Origin of the sequence: Endozoicomonas sp., from assembly GCF_031844845.1 — a bacterium.
GTDB lineage: Bacteria > Pseudomonadota > Gammaproteobacteria > Pseudomonadales > Endozoicomonadaceae > Endozoicomonas.
On record NZ_JAVRMB020000220.1, the window covers coordinates 1 to 18,454 of the forward strand.

At 47.8% G+C, this 18,454-nt stretch carries 17 protein-coding genes; 10 read left to right on the forward strand and 7 right to left on the reverse strand.

Going from position 1 to position 18,454, the window contains the following annotated elements; all coding sequences use genetic code 11:
• Positions 1–77: 77 nt before the first annotated feature.
• Both RM811_RS11410 and lpxL read right to left on the reverse strand, forming a co-directional pair.
• On the reverse strand, positions 78–2,027 hold the full coding sequence (locus tag RM811_RS11410) for a BCCT family transporter (RefSeq protein ID WP_402524193.1): 1,950 nt from the start codon (positions 2,025–2,027) through the stop codon (positions 78–80).
• Between the two features lie 313 nt (positions 2,028–2,340).
• Positions 2,341–3,279 carry an LpxL/LpxP family Kdo(2)-lipid IV(A) lauroyl/palmitoleoyl acyltransferase gene (lpxL, locus tag RM811_RS11415; protein WP_402524195.1) on the reverse strand — a complete coding sequence of 313 codons (939 nt, stop codon included), beginning with the start codon at positions 3,277–3,279 and terminating at the stop codon, positions 2,341–2,343.
• A 113-nt stretch (positions 3,280–3,392) separates the two neighbouring features.
• Here lpxL and minC point away from each other — a divergent pair, with 113 nt between their 5' ends.
• The 3 genes from minC to minE are packed head-to-tail and all read left to right on the forward strand — an operon-like array spanning position 3,393 to position 5,287.
• Positions 3,393–4,172 carry a septum site-determining protein MinC gene (minC, locus tag RM811_RS11420; protein ID WP_402524197.1) on the forward strand — a complete coding sequence of 260 codons (780 nt, stop codon included), beginning with the start codon at positions 3,393–3,395 and terminating at the stop codon, positions 4,170–4,172.
• A gap of 48 nt (positions 4,173–4,220) precedes the next feature.
• Complete coding sequence (gene minD, locus RM811_RS11425; protein ID WP_402524199.1) at positions 4,221–5,036, forward strand: septum site-determining protein MinD; 816 nt, start codon at positions 4,221–4,223, stop codon at positions 5,034–5,036.
• Positions 5,033–5,287 (forward strand): cell division topological specificity factor MinE, encoded by a 255-nt coding sequence (minE, locus tag RM811_RS11430; protein WP_402524201.1) that lies wholly within the window; start codon positions 5,033–5,035, stop codon positions 5,285–5,287. The genes minD and minE overlap by 4 nt, the downstream gene beginning before the upstream one ends.
• Before the next feature lie 198 nt (positions 5,288–5,485).
• Here the strand turns inward: minE and RM811_RS11435 are convergent, their stop codons facing one another.
• The gene (locus RM811_RS11435; protein ID WP_402524203.1) at positions 5,486–5,629 is read right to left on the reverse strand and encodes a hypothetical protein; all 144 of its coding nucleotides are present in this window, start codon (positions 5,627–5,629) and stop codon (positions 5,486–5,488) included.
• 45 nt (positions 5,630–5,674) lie between these two features.
• On the opposite strand from RM811_RS11435, the gene RM811_RS11440 reads away from it, so the two are divergent.
• The 6 genes from RM811_RS11440 to RM811_RS11465 all read left to right on the forward strand — a co-directional run bounded on the left by RM811_RS11440 (position 5,675) and on the right by RM811_RS11465 (position 12,153).
• Positions 5,675–6,967, forward strand: a complete 1,293-nt coding sequence (locus tag RM811_RS11440; protein WP_402524206.1) for a M18 family aminopeptidase — start codon at positions 5,675–5,677, stop codon at positions 6,965–6,967.
• A 520-nt stretch (positions 6,968–7,487) separates the two neighbouring features.
• Positions 7,488–7,664 carry a hypothetical protein gene (locus RM811_RS11445; protein ID WP_402524208.1) on the forward strand — a complete coding sequence of 59 codons (177 nt, stop codon included), beginning with the start codon at positions 7,488–7,490 and terminating at the stop codon, positions 7,662–7,664.
• 388 nt (positions 7,665–8,052) lie between these two features.
• Entirely contained in the window at positions 8,053–10,188 is a 2,136-nt protein-coding gene (locus tag RM811_RS11450) for a carboxy terminal-processing peptidase (RefSeq protein WP_402524210.1), read from the forward strand.
• A 320-nt stretch (positions 10,189–10,508) separates the two neighbouring features.
• Positions 10,509–11,012, forward strand: a complete 504-nt coding sequence (locus RM811_RS11455) for a hypothetical protein (RefSeq protein WP_402524212.1) — start codon at positions 10,509–10,511, stop codon at positions 11,010–11,012.
• Between the two features lie 340 nt (positions 11,013–11,352).
• The gene (locus RM811_RS11460) at positions 11,353–11,865 is read left to right on the forward strand and encodes a hypothetical protein (protein ID WP_402524214.1); all 513 of its coding nucleotides are present in this window, start codon (positions 11,353–11,355) and stop codon (positions 11,863–11,865) included.
• Positions 11,866–11,919: 54 nt separating this feature from the next.
• Positions 11,920–12,153 (forward strand): DUF2789 domain-containing protein, encoded by a 234-nt coding sequence (locus RM811_RS11465; RefSeq protein ID WP_402524217.1) that lies wholly within the window; start codon positions 11,920–11,922, stop codon positions 12,151–12,153.
• Positions 12,154–12,190: 37 nt separating this feature from the next.
• Here RM811_RS11465 and RM811_RS11470 read toward each other — a convergent pair whose 3' ends face one another.
• The 4 genes from RM811_RS11470 to RM811_RS11485 all read right to left on the reverse strand — a co-directional run bounded on the left by RM811_RS11470 (position 12,191) and on the right by RM811_RS11485 (position 16,034).
• On the reverse strand, positions 12,191–13,411 hold the full coding sequence (locus tag RM811_RS11470) for a glycine betaine/L-proline ABC transporter ATP-binding protein (RefSeq protein ID WP_402524220.1): 1,221 nt from the start codon (positions 13,409–13,411) through the stop codon (positions 12,191–12,193).
• Positions 13,404–14,303 carry an ABC transporter permease gene (locus RM811_RS11475; RefSeq protein WP_402524223.1) on the reverse strand — a complete coding sequence of 300 codons (900 nt, stop codon included), beginning with the start codon at positions 14,301–14,303 and terminating at the stop codon, positions 13,404–13,406. The genes RM811_RS11470 and RM811_RS11475 overlap by 8 nt, the downstream gene beginning before the upstream one ends.
• Before the next feature lie 111 nt (positions 14,304–14,414).
• Positions 14,415–15,425 carry an ABC transporter substrate-binding protein gene (locus RM811_RS11480; protein WP_402524225.1) on the reverse strand — a complete coding sequence of 337 codons (1,011 nt, stop codon included), beginning with the start codon at positions 15,423–15,425 and terminating at the stop codon, positions 14,415–14,417.
• Positions 15,426–15,554: 129 nt separating this feature from the next.
• A complete protein-coding gene (locus tag RM811_RS11485; protein ID WP_402524228.1) occupies positions 15,555–16,034 on the reverse strand; it encodes a MarR family winged helix-turn-helix transcriptional regulator in 480 nt (159 codons plus the stop codon).
• A 333-nt stretch (positions 16,035–16,367) separates the two neighbouring features.
• Here RM811_RS11485 and RM811_RS11490 point away from each other — a divergent pair, with 333 nt between their 5' ends.
• Entirely contained in the window at positions 16,368–18,344 is a 1,977-nt protein-coding gene (locus tag RM811_RS11490) for a BCCT family transporter (RefSeq protein ID WP_402524231.1), read from the forward strand.
• Positions 18,345–18,454: the final 110 nt, after the last annotated feature.

Sequence of the window (18,454 nt, forward strand, 5' to 3'; positions counted from 1 at the left end):
GCAGAAAAATGAAAGAGTGCAATAAACAATCACTATCAAACCAGCCAGAAAAATCTGGCTGGCATTACTTACTCTAATTACGCTTTCCCCATCCGCATCAGAATTTCTTCTTTTACCTGAAGGCGTTCCAGCTCTCTCTGCCCTTCTTCTTTCTGTCGCATCAGGTCATTGAATTCCATACGAGCCTGCTGCGCCAGTTCAGACGCCGCCAACTTCTTCTCATTGGCCTCCATGGCACTCTGGGTCAGTCGCTCCACTTCTTCAAGCATGTGTGCAGGCGCATCGCCCAGATCAGAGCCTGTGGCACCACGGGCCATGGCTTCCATACGAATCTGCTTCTTCAGTACTGCCAGCTCTTCATGAGCCTGACGCTCTGTATTAACGGTTTCTGTCGCCTGGTCTTTTAACTGCTCAAAGCGAGCCAGGGCAGAACCTTCCAGGCTCCATGGGTCAACTTCCGGCAATTCCTCGATATTAATGATGGACTCTTCGTAGCCTTCCTGACGGGATATATCGAGCATGGTGGCTTTAACCGCAGAGATCATCAGCATCACGGCAATCACCAGCAACGGTAAACCACCCACAATGGCTGCGGTCTGCAGCGTTGCCAAGCCCCCCATAAACATCAGTACCGATGGCATGATCGACAAGGTAAATGCCCAGAACAGACGGTTCCAGCGCATCGGGTCTTCTGTGACATTATTCTGCACCACCGACGCCAGGATAAAGGAAATGGAGTCAAAGGTGGTCGCCGTAAATATAATACACAGAGCAGTGAACACAGCGATAACCAGATAACTGAAAGGCAGCTGTTCAAGAATACTGAAGATCGCTGTTGTAGCACCCTCGGCATTCAGAATCCCCACCACATCAAGCTGCCCGGACAACTGCAGGGATAATCCATAGTTACCCAACACCATAAAATAAATCGCGCAGCCAAAAGAACCAAAAAATACCGCACCGGCGACCATCTGTTTAATGGTACGGCCTTTGGAAATACGGGCAACGAACAAGCCCATACTTGGCGCAAACACCAGCCACCAGGCCCAGTAAAAAATCGTCCAGTCCTGAGGAAAGTGGGTGTCTGCAAAGGTTCCATAGCCACCAAAAGGCTCTGCCCAGGTGGCCATAATAAAGAAGTTAGACATCATCCGGCCAATTGAGTCCAGCCCCGTTTCCACCATAAACAGTGTCGGCCCGGTGACAAAGATAAAGGCCAGCAGACCAATAGCCCCCCAGAAATTAATATTACTCAACACCTTGATGCCACCATCCATGCCTTTATAGGAGGAGTAGGCAAACAGTGCCGTACACACCATCAACACGCCAATCTGTGTCGCATTCGTGGACGGGATGCCAGTCAGGTAGCTTAACCCTTCGTTAATCAGTGGTGCCGCCAGGCCCAGTGTGGTTGCAGCACCACCGAGCAAACCAAAAATAAACAGCACGTCGATCACTTTGCCAATGGGACCTTTACTCCGGGCTTCTCCAAGCACCGGCATCAGCGCTGCAGAAACCTTCAGCACCGGATTCTTGCGAACATGGAAAAAATAGGCGATGGGTATTGCCGGTATCATATAGATACACCAGGCAATCGGCCCCCAGTGAAAGATACCGTAGGTTGCTGCCCAGCGAATCGCTTCTTCACTGCCAGGTTCCAGCTGGAAGGGTGGTGCCTGATAGTAATAGGCCCACTCAATGCTGCCCCAGTAGAGAATGCTGGCACCAATACCACCACAGAACAGCATGGCTGCCCAGGATGACGTAGAGAACTCCGGTTTTTCATCGGCATCACCCAGTTTAATCTGGCCTATCTCGGAAAAAACCACGTAGATCATAAACAGTACAGCGGACAGCCCCAATACCAGATACAGAACCCCCATGGTATCGGTCATAAAGGTTTTAGCGATGGCTATAATTTGCGCCCCTTCATCCGGAAACAGCGCCAGAGGTATAACTACTGAGATCAGTAAAATAACCGCACCAAAAAAGGTCGGCTTATCAATAAGCTTAAAGTGATCTTCCATCGTATTTGGTCTTCAAATTAGAACGGCTATTGCAGCCGTCAAAAACAGTTATTTTAAGGTGTGTGCAAAAAGGAAGTTAATTTTATGGCTTCACGTTCATGGTGAACATCATGCCTGATATGCTATTCCAACGAGGCATTTATATATCGGAACCACTGCAAAGGCAAAGTAAATATGCTTACAAATAAGTCATAAATAACAATTCGCTATTTACACTGGAAAGGGGATTGACAGGAATACGGTGGCAGGTAAAGCAGCTCAGGAAAAATCTGTCTGGATACTCACTTTAAGCACCAGACAGAAAAGCAATCAATCAGCCTCGATAAAAATCAGCGTCCCCTTCAGGCCGGCTTTTAAACCGTCGATGAAGCCACATATATTGCTCCGGATGCTCCCGGATACGCTGTTCGATAAACTGATTAACCTGCAATGCATCCTTATAATCATCACCGGAAGGAATGCTTTCCAGTGCCGGATACAGGCGAAACTCATAGCCCTTTGCCCCTGGCAGTCGGGTTACCACCATGGGAACCACTTTGGCCTTCCCCGCTTTGGCCAGACGTGAGGTACTGGTAATAGTGGCCGCCTGAATACCAAAGAAAGGGACAAACAGGCTATTTTTAGCACCATAATCCTGATCAGGAGAGTACCAGACGATTCGCCCTGTCTTTAACGAGCGTAACATTCCCCGAACATCCCGCCTTCCCAGCAACTGACTGCCAGGGTCAAAGCGATGTCTTAAACGACGTTGAACGTATTCAAAAACCGGATTGGCATGTTCCCGGTAGGTTGCATCCACACTGTGTCGCAGGGTAATCAACCGACCGGACAGCTCAATGGTGGTGAAGTGCATCACCATCAGGATCGTTCCGCTTTCTGACTCAAGATTCTCCAGCCCTTTATAGGTGACTATTTTCTCAAGCCTCTGGGCAGACCACCACCAGGCCATGGTCACTTCCATAATACCAATGCCCACTGACTCAAAGTTCTTCTTTAACAGTTCTTCCCTTTCCTGCTGACTCAACTCAGGAAAGCATTTTTCCAGGTTTATTCTGGCCACACGAACACGATAACCGGCTACCGGGTAGATGATTCGACCCATCCACCGCCCCAACCGAAGAATCCAGCGATAAGGCAACAGAGAAGGAATAAACGTTAACCCGATACCCAGCCAGGTAAGCCAGTATTTCGGGTGCAGGTATGCCCGATGAAATACATCGTCTTCACGGGCATCAGCAATGTTTTGCGTCATATTAATTCAATACTTGTATCTGATCGTTGAGTTCTCTACGCTACAATCTGTTGTATAAAAAGCTGACCATTTAATCTGCTGCTTATCGATACACTATATCAGAGTTGTACGCTATGACCCTTCAACTGCAAACCGGTACCACCGCTGCAGCTTTCAAGATGACCGGTAGCATTTATACACTGACTACTCTTGAATTGCATTCAACCAATCCAGCGGATATTACCAATCAGCTGGAGAATATGACCCGCAAGGCACCGAATTTTTTTCAGCAAACCCCTGTTGTTATTGCTGTTGACCAACTGAGTCCCGAACAACCACCCATTGATTTATATAAATTGCGCCACAGTTTACAACAGTTTGGCCTGATTCTTATTGCTGTTCGTGGTGGCCGGGAGAGTCATAAGCAGGATGCCATAATGGCGGGCATCCCCTGGCTTCCCTCGCCAACACAGCCTGATTGCGAGGAAAAAGGTGCAGAGACCAATGTGGTAATAATGCAGAAATCCCGTCCCTCGGGCGCTCTTGCAGAAACATCCAGCCAGCCACCGGCACCAGCAGCTGCGTTTAAAACCACATTGATCGAACACCCGGTCCGTTCTGGCCAACAGGTTTATGCTGAAGGCGACCTGGTGATTACCAGCCCGGTCAGTGCTGGAGCTGAACTACTGGCGGCCGGAAATATACATGTCTATGGTCCGCTAAGGGGCCGCGCGCTGGCAGGGGTAAACGGCAACAAAGACGCCAGAATTTTCTGCCTGCAATTTGAGGCAGAGCTGATTTCCATCAATGGTCAGTACAAGATGCCATCAGCATCTGACAGCAGTGATTCCCTCTGGGGAGGCAGTGTTATTGTCTCCCTTGAAGAGCAAAGCTTGCACATAAAGAAACTTTAAGAAATACTGGTCAATAGTTTAGTTATTGACTTATTACAGGATTTCAACTTGGCTCGTATTATCGTTGTGACTTCTGGAAAAGGTGGCGTGGGTAAAACCACGACCAGCGCTTCCATTGCAACCGGACTGGCGCTTAAAGGTCACAGAACCGTTGTCATTGACTTTGATGTAGGCCTCAGAAACCTCGACCTCCTGATGGGATGTGAAAGACGTGTCGTTTATGACTTGGTCAATGTCGTCAATGGTGAAGCTGAGCTTCACCAGGCACTGATCAGAGACAAGCGCACTGAAAACCTGTCTATATTGCCGGCCTCCCAGACCCGGGATAAAGACGCGCTGACCCACGAAGGGGTCGAAAAAATATTAAACCAGCTGGCAAAAGATTTTGAATTCATTATCTGCGACTCCCCGGCTGGAATAGAGCATGGAGCACTGATGGCCCTTTATTTTGCCGACGATGCCATTATTACCACTAACCCGGAAGTTTCATCGGTACGGGATTCCGATCGAATACTCGGTATTCTGCAAAGCAAGTCTCGCCGGGCTATTGAAAATAGAGAACCCGTTCGTGAACACTTGCTGGTCACACGCTATAACCCGGATAGAGTACTCCGCGGTGAAATGCTCGATATCCGTGACGTAGAAGAAATTCTTGCGATACCGCTGATAGGCGTGATCCCGGAATCCATGTCGGTACTGAAAGCATCCAACCAGGGTGTACCCGTGCTCTGTAACGATGACAGCGATGCCGGCCAGGCCTATGCTGACGTTGTCGCACGATTTCTTGGCGAAGAAGTTCCTCATCGCTTCCTGGAGCCCACGAAAAAAGGATTTTTACAACGTATGTTCGGAGGAAATGGATGAACCTGATGCAACTATTCCGCTCATCACGCAAGGAAGAAAACACCGCTTCCATTGCCAAGGAGAGGTTACAGATCATTGTTGCCCATGAGCGTAACGGCCGAGGCGGGCGCGACTTTCTGCCGGAGATGGAGCGGGACATCCTTAAAGTCATACAGAAATACATTGAGATCCGGCAAGAATGCATTGATATCAAGCTGGACTCACACGATGGCTGCTCTATCCTTGAAGTGAATGTACAGCTGCCAAATTAACGGCAGCTTCTATTTTTTCCCGGCATTACTGCAAGTCTGTTTATCCACTGCTGATAGAAAGGCCTTAGGAACCGTCCTTAAATAACTTAGCCATTTCAACGAACGCTGCCCGCCGCCCGAAAAAGCCAGAGCCACTTGTGCTTTTGCGGGCAACGGCCAACGGCCTTTTACAAGTTTCAGTAAAATATGGATCTTATTTCAGGACAATTCCTTAATGCTTTCCAGCCCGGACGTTTCATGTCCGGAGCAACCAGCCTGTCTCCCTGCTCTTTTTGCCCTGGCAATCAATTTCAGGCGCTCAGCAATAATCCCGACCTCTTTTTCTACATCACTTTTTTGCAACAATGATCAATAGTAAGATCACAACTTACATCGCAAGGTAGCCCCATGAGCAAAGAACATTTTAACCAGGATCTGATTCAGTTCCTCAATGCCTCTCCTACTCCTTACCATGCCGTGGCCACGATGGTGGCTAAACTTGAGAAAGCTGGCTTCCAGCCATTAGATGAATCAGAAGCCTGGACTCTCAAAGAAGGTGAGAACTATTACGTAACCCGCAATGGTTCTTCGATCATTGCTTTCACCCTGGGTAAACCCGAACTGGGAGCCCGAATGGTCGGAGCCCATACCGACGCCCCCTGCCTGAAAGTGAAACCGCACCCGGAAATGAGCAGGCACAGCTACTTCCAGCTTGGCGTAGAAGTCTATGGTGGTGTCTTGTTAAATCCATGGTTTGACCGGGACCTTTCTATTGCTGGCCGGGTTCAGTATCTCAACGACCAACAACAGCTTTGCCACCAGCTGATCAATTTTGAGCGCCCCATCGCCATTGTTCCCAGCCTGGCCATTCACCTGGACCGTGAAGTAAACAGTGGTCGTGCAGTGAATACTCAAACCGATATTCCACCCATTCTGTTCCAGCTGGCGGATGATGAAAACGTCGATTTTCGTGAACTGCTGAAAGAAGAACTGGTTCGACAGGGCCATTCTGACTGCCAGGAAGTCATGGAGTATGATCTCTCTTTTTATGACACCCAGAGTGCTGCCGTCATCGGCCTGAAAAACAACTTTATTGCCAGTGCCCGACTGGACAATCTGCTCAGTTGCTATGTAGGACTGGAGTCACTGCTCAATCATAAAGGTTCGGATACCACGGCACTGCTGGTCTGCAACGACCATGAAGAAGTGGGCAGCGTATCGACTACCGGAGCCCAGGGACCATTCCTGAAAAGTGTGCTGGAACGAATTTATGGTACCGGTGAATCCCTGACCCGGGCTATGAGTCGCTCAATGCTTATTTCCACAGACAATGCCCATGGCATTCACCCCAACTATGCCAGCAAACATGACGAGCATCACGCGCCAAAACTGAATCAGGGGGCCGTCATTAAAGTCAATGCTAACCAGCGCTATGCCACCAATGATGAAACTTCCGCCCTTTACCGCATTCTCTGTCAGGCCAGTGGCAGCAAAGTACAGCACTTTGTTACCCGTACCGATATGGCCTGCGGAAGTACTATCGGCCCACTGACTGCCGGTGTGCTTGGTGTACGTACGCTGGATCTTGGGCTGCCGACATTTGGTATGCACTCTATTCGGGAACTGGCAGGAACTGAAGACGCATTTGAGTTAAGCCAAACCCTGGTCAATTTCTTCAAAACAAAATCACTTCCCTCCTAATTGAATCATTAATAAACCGATTCTTCTGGTGCCTGAACACAGGCACCACGTCCAACCTTTCCAATGATTCAAATATCAGGGCTAAAACTATTTAAGCACTAGTGCATGGTTTCAAGGGGTTTGACAGGTAGGTAGATCGAGCAGAGCGAGTCCCAACAAATCTCGGCACTCCCCCACAAACAGCAGTTAAATATTTACAGTCTGAATTGCCGGGCCCGTTTTTTGCGGATTGTTGTTTGCTGTTGAGAGTTTGTGTTGGGGCTCGCATTCGCTCGACCCAACCTTGTCACCCGTCAATCTTATTTAAATGATGTATTAGAGCCAAAACACTCATGTATTATTTTTAACCACCTAAACTCAGGAAAAGCATTCAAGCCAGCAAAATATTAAAAACCAATTACATTTGTTTGCAGACAACAACGAAAAATCGCTTCATACATACAATTTCAGACTCCCATTATTCTGCCGATGTTGCTATTCTAAGTTTGTCAATAGACCAGCCATGACCACAGGCAACCCCATGAAAGCCCAACCCAAAAGCCGACCCGCACTGCGCCCGACATCTCAGTTCAAGAATGTTTTTTCCATACATCGCAGTACGATTAATCCAATTAAACCGTTGTTAAAGGCTTCAACGACCCTGCCGGCGGCTCAGTCATTTGATGAAACCGGTGGTTTTATCAAAGGTTATAACTGAGCCCTGCCCGACAAAATCACCTTCATATTTCGGGCAAAGACAATATGTCTCTGCCCTTTTATTTGATGCTGAAAACCCTATACAGCCCCCCTCACACCAAATGAATCATTGCTTTTTTCCAGCAGCCTTGTTGGAATAGAAACTATGCATGGGTTATATCCACTGCGGATTAACGGCCTGATTTACATAAAGTTGTCAGAGGCCAAAGGCTCAACGGCTGTTATCCATCAGATGACTGTATTATGCTGTATCTAGCCCCATGGGTTAACTCAAGAGTTTGACAACCTGAGCGATGACTTAAGTAATGGAAAGCGTCTTAGCCGTCAATTTATTACTGAGCCAGGATGGCACTCTTCAACAGACAGAATGACACGGAGCAAGAGCCTCTATGATATCGAAACTGCAGCCAGCCAAAAGAATTCTGCCGTTCTTTTTGTCGCTGCTTTTCACCGTGCTCTTTACGGGAAGTCTGGCTCAAGCCGTCGATAAGGACATCAGTCAGCCCGTTCCGTCCCTGAGCCCAAACCTGCAACAGGCCATTGCCAGCGTTCATGTGGTTCAGCTGCTCTCAAGAAGCCACTACCGGAAAATCCCTCTCGACCAGAGCAATATGGAAAAAGTGTTCGATCGTTATCTGGATCGACTGGACCCAAACCGCAGTTTTTTCCTGCATTCCGATATTCAGGAATTTGAGCCCTACCGTAAAAAACTGGGCGACTCCCTGAAAAGTGGCGACCTAAAACCTGCTTTTGCCATTTTTAATCGTTATCGTGAAAGGGCAGAAGAACGGGCTCGCTTTATGCTGAAGCAACTGGACACTGGCATTAAAGGCCTGAACCTTAAAAAGAATGAAGAGCTGATCATTGAGCGCAAAGAAGAGCCATGGCTGGCAAACAAGAAGGCCCAGCAGGATCTGTGGAACAAACAATTCAAAGATAGTGTGTTAAGTCAGAAGCTGAACAACAAAACTGACGAAGAGATTATCAGTCAGCTACGTAGAAGAAACACGAATCTGCTTCGCAGACTTCATCAAAGTAAGAGTGAAGATGCATTCCAGGCATACATTAATGCCTTTGCTGGAATTTATGACCCTCACACCCAATATTTCTCTCCCCAGACAGCGGAGAACTTTGACATTAACATGAGTCTCTCCCTTGAAGGGATTGGCGCGGTTTTGTCGGCAGAAGATGAGCACACCAAAGTGGTCAGTGTCGTTGCCGGTGGCCCCGCTGAAAAAGCAGGGCAACTCAAGCCTGGTGATAAAATTATCAGTGTCGGACAAGGTAAAAAAGGCGAACTTGAAGATGTCGTCGGTATGCGTCTGGACGACGTTGTTAAGTTGATTCGTGGCGCCAAACACACACTGGTTCGGCTGGAAATCATCCCCGGCAGCAGTAAAGATAGCAGCACCCGGATCTATGAGATCGTCCGTGACCGGGTCAAGCTGGAAGAACAGGATGCATCAAGCCAGATTATTGAAGTCCCTTTGAGTAGCAAAACAAATGGCAAACCCAGTCGAATCGGCGTTATTGAGCTACCCACTTTTTATATTGACTTTAAGGCAGCTCAATCCGGCGATCCTGACTATAAGAGCACAACCCGCGATGTTCGAAAGCTACTGAAAAAGCTGAAGAAAGAGAAGGTTGATGGTCTGGTAATTGACCTTCGTGGCAATGGCGGTGGTTCACTGCAGGAAGCCAATGAACTGACAGGCCTGTTTATTGACAAGGGACCTACCGTTGTGGTTCGTAATAACAGAGGCCGTTCTGACAGGCAGGAGGATCCCGACTCGGAACAACTCTACGACGGCCCAATGGTCGTGATGATTGACCGCCTCAGTGCCTCAGCCTCCGAAATTTTTGCCGGAGCCCTGCAAGATTATGGCCGGGCTCTGATTGTTGGTAGCCAGAGCTATGGTAAAGGCACCGTACAAAGCATTCAGCCATTAAACCATGGCCAGCTTAAGCTGACTCTTGCCAAGTTTTACCGGGTTTCAGGTCAGAGCACGCAGAACCGGGGGGTCATCCCTGATCTCATTTTCCCATCGCTATACGATGGCCGTGATATTGGTGAAGACACGCTTCCCGATGCGCTTCCCTGGGACAGCATTGCACCAGCCTCCTTCAGGCCTTATGCGGACTTCAGTCCTTTTCTGCCGGGGTTGCAGAAAAAGCATGAGTCTCGCACCCGTAAAAATGCTGACTTTGTCTACCTTCACGAGATGAAAGACTACTTTGAGCTTTATGAAAACCAGACTAAAGTGTCTCTCAATCAGGAAAAGCGACAGCTTGAACTGCAAACCATGCGAAGCCAGCGTCTGGCCATCGAAAATCGCCTGAGAAAATCCAGAGGCCAGCCACTTCTGAATAACCTGGATGAGCTCGAAGAGATCAATAACCAGGAACTGGAGCAGAAGAAAAAAGACAAAGAGCCCGACGCCTTTCTTCAGGAGGCAGGGGTAATCCTGACCGATATGGTGAAAGCCGCGAACAACAAACAACTCTTCACCCGTCGCTCCGATTAAAAGTAATCGAGACAGAGCGAAGCCGTAAGGCTTCGCTCTGTATCGCACTATCAGCCACCTGCCTATCCCTGACTAATATCGATCGGTAGCCGACCCCATTGTCTTCGAGCATAACAGCGCAATCATCGTCGAACCCCATTTGTCCAGATCTCGCAGTGGGCTCATTTCATATTGGAAGAAACCCTGAATACCTACCCTCTGAATACAAGCTATAATCGGCCGATATTCATACCCTTAAACTTCCACCGTTTATTAAGCCCTCATTAAATTATTTAGTCTTGCGAATGCCTCCATCTTGAATTTTTTCGAGGTTAATCCCAATGCGATTCTTAAGTCTGAATCTGCTGGCCTGTTTTCTATACTCCGCCACCCTCTCTGTTCATGCCATCAACAAATCCACAGTGATTAACAAAACCGATCAGAAGATTGCTGTCGCCTGGACAGCACTTGGATGCTTGCATGATGTATACCAGCATGGACAGGTATGCGCCGGCAGAATCCTGGCTCCCGGACACTCCCATCGATACCAGTACAACTGGGGAGCCACTAATGACCACATCCATATAGGCGGCTTTTTTAAAAGAATCGGTCTATATGCAGTAATCGGCTCTGCTATATCCTTTGACCCAAATAATCGTGGGCCTTATAGCGGGTATTCGGCAACAATTGGTGGTAACTGTCGTTTATCATCACCGGATAAAAAAGTGGTTATTGTAAATTCGATCACCATTGATGACCATCAATGGACTGTTAATTGTGACTATAGTATTCATAATATGTACGACAGTGCTTTATTCTCTAAAGCAGTGTCAAAGGAACATTAAGACTGTGTTTTAAAGCCTCTGAAGAAGTAAGTAGTTGTTGCCGAAGCAGGAGTTTACCTGGATGCCACTGGCTGATAGGGCTCTCTCTATCTCTAATAAATTATTTCTTTCAGCCCGGAATCGGCTACGACAGTTGCCAATCTATAGATTGCGCCTATGCTTTACGATGAGCAAAAAAGTTTTTAGATTCTTTTTATAACTAACCAGCGATGTATGCTTTTTGATTATGAGTTCTTAATCGAGTGATCATGTGCCGTAGGTGATTACTCCCTTTTCCACCCTCTATGTAAAGACTTTGTATTTTCGCTGTTTTTTTTGATTTTTACCGAGGTCGTTTATTATGGGATTCCTGAAATCAAAGCTTATAGGGTTTTTGTTGTGTTCCTTTGCTCTCTCTGCCCAGGCAACCAATAAATCCTCTGTTATTAACAAAACGGATCAGAAAATTGCTGTCACATGGACAGCCCTGGGATGCCTCCATAATGAATTCAGGCATGGTGATGTTTGTGGAGGCCGGATTCTTGATCCCGGACACTCCCAGCGATATCAATTCAACTGGGGAGATGTAAATGACCACATTCACATAGGAGGGTACTTTAAAAAGGTTAACCGATATTTGGTCAGTGGCGCTATTGTTGGTTTCAATCCAGAATTGCCCTTCCTGGTGCAGACCATTGGTGGAAATTGCCAGCTACCTTCACCTGATGAAAAGGTTGTCGCCGTGAGTTCAATCACCGTTGATGAAGATAAATGGACTGTTGACTGTGAATATCAAATTCATGATATGAACGATGATGAGTTGCTTTATGGTCAGACAGGTGAAGAGTGTAATCCCAGAGAGCCTGAAGAATAAGTCAGCCAGGGGAGATTCTGCTATTAAAGAACCCAAAGCTAATAAGGCGATGTCATGATGGACTCACCGCTAAATGACCTTTCCAACCTTTTCTCCCAGTTAGGTCTCGACACTGATCCGGATTCGATTGAGAATTTCCTCAAGAAACATTCTTTGAAGAATGATGAAAAGCTGGAAAATGCTGTTTTCTGGACCCCATCACAAAAAGCATTTCTGGTGGAAGAGAGAGATCTGGATGCTGACTGGTGCGAAGCTATCGACGAACTGGATGCTCGCTTAAGGCATTAAGCAAGGAGGCCATAAAGACCTCCCTCCTCCCCAATAATCAATAAGCCACTGATGGACGTGTGGATACATTCCCCAGTACTTCAGCGAGGCTTGATCTGGAAAGTTGCCCCTGCAACTGCCCATCATCATCCACCACCGGCAAAGGATAATCAGTATCCAGCGTATCGGGTATCACTGACTCCAGTATTGAATCCACCTGAATAGCGGGTACGGTTTCAATCGATATTGAGCTCAGCTTCTTGTGGCTTCCCTTCTGCACAGCCTGCTCAAGAGTCTGCTGTAGAATGACGCCCTGATAACCATCGTCATTGACATAGTAGCCGAAGTCTTCCGATGTTTTTTTCATCTGACTCAGTGCTTCACCAATGGTTTCCGCAGTAATTCGACAAGCAGGCGGTTTCATAACGGTTTCAACCGTCAGCGCCCGGGCACGATTCACATCCTTAACAAATGCTTCAACATACTCCGTGGCCGGGTTTAACAGAATATCTTCCGGCGCTCCCTGCTGCACCAGTTCACCATCTTTCAAAATGGCAATGCGATCCCCCAGCCTGAGCGCTTCATCCAGGTCATGGGTAATAAAGACAATGGTCTTGTGAAGTCTGCTTTGCAGCTCAATTAACTGGTCCTGCATTTCACTTCGAATCAATGGATCCAGTGCCGAGAATGCTTCATCCATCAGTAGAATTTCCGCATCAGTACACAAAGCCCTGGCAAGCCCTACCCTTTGCTGCTGACCACCAGACAGCTGAGCTGGATATTGCTGCTCATAACCAGCCAGACCAACCATTTCCAGCCACTCAGCAGATTTTTGCAAACGCTCAACTTTAGCGACCCCCTGTACAGCCAACCCGTAAGCAACATTATCGATGACTGTTCGATGAGGCATCAAACCAAAACGCTGGAAAACCATCGACATTTTCTGCTGGCGAAATGTCTCCAGCTCTTTGGTAGAAAACCGGGTAATATCAGTACCATTAACGAGAATCTCACCCTCGGTAGGGTCAATCAAGCGGTTAAAATGGCGAATCAGCGTAGACTTTCCTGAACCGGAAAGTCCCATGATGACAAAAATCTCACCCGCATGTACTTCAAGATTGATATCTCTGAGCCCAAGGGTATGAGCAGTATCTGCAAGAATCTGATCCTTGGACTCTCCGCGATGAACACGAGCCATCATCTTTTCAGGCTGTTTACCGAACAACTTGTAAAGTCCCTTAATCTGGATCAGCGGCTGCTTCTTTTCGAGATCACGCATGCTCTATTCCTCCCAGATGCTTCTGAGTTCTTTGGGCATATGCCTGGGAAACCCGGTCAAAAATAATCGCCAGCGCCACAATGGCCAGGCCATTGAGCAGCCCCAATGTGAAATATTGATTGGTAATGGACTTCAATACCGGCTGCCCCAACCCTTTCACCCCTATCATGGAGGCAATCACCACCATAGCCAGAGCCATCATAATGGTCTGGTTAATTCCCGCCATAATGGTTGGCATTGCCAATGGCAGCTGTACCCCCCACAAGCGCTGAAATGAGCTGGCACCGTAAGCAGTGGCCGCCTCCAGCACTTCTTTATCCACCAGCCGAATACCCAGATTAGTCAGTCGAATAACGGGAGGAATGGCATAGATAACAACCGCAATCACCCCGGGGATTTTGCCAATCCCAAGCAGCATGACAACAGGAATCAAATAAACAAATGCCGGCATGGTCTGCATGATATCCAGCATGGGAGTAACCACTTTCTGAACCCGATCTGAACGGGCCATGGCAATACCAGTGGGAATACCAAGTAACAGAGAAACCAGAGTACACACAGTAATCACGCTCAGTGTTCGCATGGTATTTTCCCACATACCAAAATAACCGATCGCGAGCAGTGAACAGACAACACCGAGACATAATTTCCAGGACCGGCTAGCGGCATAGGCCAACCCGGTAATAGCGATCAGCACCAGCAACCAGGGGGAACTGATCAAAAGATTTTCAAACCAGACAAGAAAAGAAAGTAACGGATCAAAAAAAGATTCAATCAGGTCACCGTATTCACGGGAAAATTCCCGGTAGGTGCCGTCCAAAGATTTTCTCAGTGCGATAAGATCACTGCGTTCCATATCTGGAAACTCAGTGAACCACGATTCCTTAGCCATACACTTCAGCCTTTATGATGCTCTATTATGAGAGGGGAATGGTGGTGGCTACACAAACAACAAATCGAAAAAGAGTGCAACCACCATTGCAAAACAGGCGAGTGACAGATCTCAGAGAGCAGCAAGCTTTTGCTTTACTTCTTCAACAAGTTCGGCAGATAACCACTGAGTCCAGATAGACTCATAATTCGTCAAAAAGTGCTCCATCGCTATATCACCCTCAGCCTGATTTTCTTCCATCCAGGCCAATAGCTCGTTCATTTGCTGATTGGTGAAGGATCGTCCGGCCAGATATTCATAGGCAGCAGGCGCTTTAACGGCAAACTGTTCAGTCGTGATGGTATTTACCGGAGAGGGTGGATACATGGTGACTTTTGGCGACTCACAATCCTCCTGGGTTATACAACTCACATACTCTTCTTCATCAATACCTGTACCAAAGTCCACCTTAACCATTTCATACTTACCCAGCACAGCAGAAGGCGCCCAGTAATAGCCAAACCAGGCTTCATTACGCTCATAAGCTTTAGCGATGGCACCCGACATGCCGGCACCAGAACCAGGATCAACCAGGTCAAACCCATATTCTTCAAGATCCAGCGCCCGGAACAAATTGCTGGAGTTGATCTCGCAGTTCCATCCAGCCGGACAACCGTAAAAAGCAGATAGCTTTGGATCTTCAGGGTGCTCGAACATCGCTGCTTTCTTTTTAATACCCTCAATGGTTTTCAGTTCAGGGTCTTTTTCTACCATATATTTCGGCACCCAGAACCCTTCCTCCCCGCCGTCTGAGAGCGTGATCCCAGCATAACGAAGACGTTTTTCTTCCACACCTTTATCAAACGCCGGCTTCATGGAATTACTCCACATTTCCGGGGCAATATCCGGCTCGCCCTTTTCAACCATGGAGGCTCCGGTAGCCATAGTATTACCGGGTACCAGCTCAACATTACAGCCAAATACATTCTCTAGAATAAATTGATCAACGTGCGCAATCAGAGTGGCTGAGTTCCAGTTCATATCAGCTATGGTGACATCGCCACACTCATTTGCAGATGCACTCCCTGCGAAAGGAAGAGAAAGTGCCAGTAAAGCCCCGACTGTAATTTTACGTTTTAACATTGTTATACCTTATCACTATAAATCCATTTTCAAACGGTCATTAACTTACACATCTAATGATTAGATATCAAATTACTTTCCACTTCCATCCTTGACAGGCTGTACAAAATACACTCAACCATCAGACCCTTACGGATCTGGAGAGCCGATATCCAGCAGCGGCGCAGCATCAATGGACTCCGCATCCATCATGGCCGCCACCCTCTGTAGAGAAGAGAGAACCTGGGTTTTTTCCCAGGGCTCCAAAGCCTCAAAACGTTCGATAAACTTTTCATGCAACAAGGTAGGTGCTGTGGCCAGAACAGATCGACCCAGCGTTGTCAGTCGGGCATTAACAATACGTTTGTCATTAGTACTGCGGACCCGCTCCAGATACTGCCGCTCCTCTAACCGGTTCAGAATGATAGTGACTGTCGCCTGACTCAGGGAAATATCCTGCGAAATTCTTTTTACTGTCACATCCCCCAGGTCATGGATTGCCCGCAATACCATGATCTGGGGCGTGGTCAAACCACAGGTTTTTATCAACCGTTTGGAATGGAGATCCGTTGCACGAATAATGCGCCTTAGCGATATAAGTACATCAGTCCAATAGCATGTTTCAGCCATACAACCTACTCACCACAAGAGGTTAAAAACAGCCCTGAGCCGGAAATGTGATATCCCAGAAATCAGCATACAGCAAGGGCTCCGCAGAGCATTATCAAAATAACGCACCGTGTTTATCTGCCTTATAACATCAACAGGACAAACACACTTTGATATCAAATAATTTGAACTGTAACATATTTCACCTAAACTCCTACAAAGCTGTAAACAGGATTCTCTTCATGCCCCCCCCTTCAGAGCGTTGACTGGCTTCTTGCGGATAGCCCCTCTATTCAAACCGTCAAACCGATTTTGAATACCTGCAAGAGCCATCAACCAAAGAGAGCCTGACCCATGCCCCAAGCAGAAAGTCCGATCCCTCCCAGGCACGCAATCAATCCTCCTGTATTCTTTGGCTCTGCCATTTTAATACTTCTACTGGTGGGCTATACGGTTTTCTTTCCCGACGATGCTAATAACCGCTTTACGTATCTTCAATCCAGCATCATGATCAATGCCAGCTGGTTCTATGTCATGGCCGTAGCCCTGATTCTGTTATGTGTCGCGTTCCTTGGCCTCTCCCGCTATGGCGATATCAAACTGGGGCCAGACCATTCAGAACCTTCGTTCAGTTTTGGCTCCTGGTTTGCCATGCTATTTTCCGCAGGGATGGGCATTGGCCTGATGTTTTTTGGGGTTGCCGAGCCGGTGATGCACTTTATGTCCCCCCCCCTGGGCGAACCCGGAACCGTAGAAGCCGCCAGAGAAGCCATGAAGCTAACCTTCTTTCACTGGGGACTTCATGCCTGGGCTATTTATGCCCTCGTCGCCCTTATTCTGGCTTTTTTTGGTTATCGTCACGGCTTACCCCTGACGCTGCGCTCAGCCCTCTACCCCATCATCGGCGATCGAATATATGGAATAGCGGGCCACACCATCGATATTTTTGCCATTCTCGGCACCATCTTTGGTGTCGCTACCGCCCTCGGCTACGGCGTACTTCAGGTAAACTCAGGGCTTAATTACCTCTTTGATATTGAAGTCAGCACTCAGGCACAGGTTTTTCTGATTATTGTTATCACAGCACTGGCGACGCTGTCGGTGGCCTCCGGACTGGACAAAGGTATTCGCCGATTGTCCGAAGCTAATCTACTGCTGGCATTGATGCTGCTATTAATGGTTGTTTTTCTGGGACCAACCGTACTACTGCTACAAATGTTTGTTCAGAATACCGGCGGCTATCTTTCCGATCTGGTTGACAAAACATTTAACCTCTACGCTTATCAACCCACCGACTGGTTAGGCGGATGGACGTTATTCTACTGGGCCTGGTGGCTATCCTGGTCCCCCTTTGTGGGCATGTTTATCGCCCGCATATCCAGAGGCAGAACTATCCGGGAATTTGTCACCGGCGTACTGTTTGTCCCTACCGGCCTGACCCTGCTCTGGATGACCGCCTTTGGCAATACCGCCATTGATATGATCATGAATCAGGGCGCCACCGACCTTGGCGAGGCCGTACAAACCGATGTCCCTGTGGCACTGTTCAAGTTCCTGGAGTACTTCCCGTTCTCCGATGCGCTGTCAATGGTCGCCATTGTCATGGTGGTGATTTTCTTTGTCACTTCATCCGACTCCAGCGCCATGGTCGTTGATATGCTGGCGTCTGGCGGCAGTAGTAAAACACCACTCTGGCAACGGATTTTCTGGTCCTCCATGATTGGGGTTGTCGCCATGGTTCTGTTGCTGGCAGGCGGACTTAAGGCGCTGCAAACCGTGACGATTGCCTCCGCCCTGCCCTTCTCCATCATTTTGCTGTTTTCTGCTTATGGATTACTCAAAGCACTGGCGGTGGATGCCGCCAAGAAAGAGAGCCTGACCCGCACCATACTAACCCCGAAAGTCGGTCACAAACCGATACCCTGGCAGGACCGCCTGAACACGCTGGTGCATTTTCCACGCAGGTCAAACGTCAACCGTTTTATTCAGGATGTGGTATTACCCGCCATGGAGTCGGTGGCTGGCGAGATAGGAAAACAGGGTGTTGAAAGCACCATACAGTTCGATACCGATAGAAATATCCCCAGCCTGGTGCTACTACATGGGGATGAAGTGGATTTTTTCTACAAAATAACGCCAAGAGCCTATCTCCAACCCAGCTTTATGCTGGATGAAGAGGACGAAGAAGAGCGCAAATATTTCCGGGCCGAAGTTTTCCTGGCAGAAGGCGGTCAGGGTTACGACATTATGGGCTGGACCAGAGACCAGGTTATTGGTGATATTATTGACCAGTATGAAAAGCACATGCATTTTCTACATATGGTTCGATAATATAACGCTGATATTTACTTTCAAATAGAACATTTTTTCTCAAAATATCCAATGGCTTTTATACAACCTGTAAAAGCCATTGGTAGATAATAGAACCTGACAATCCAAAT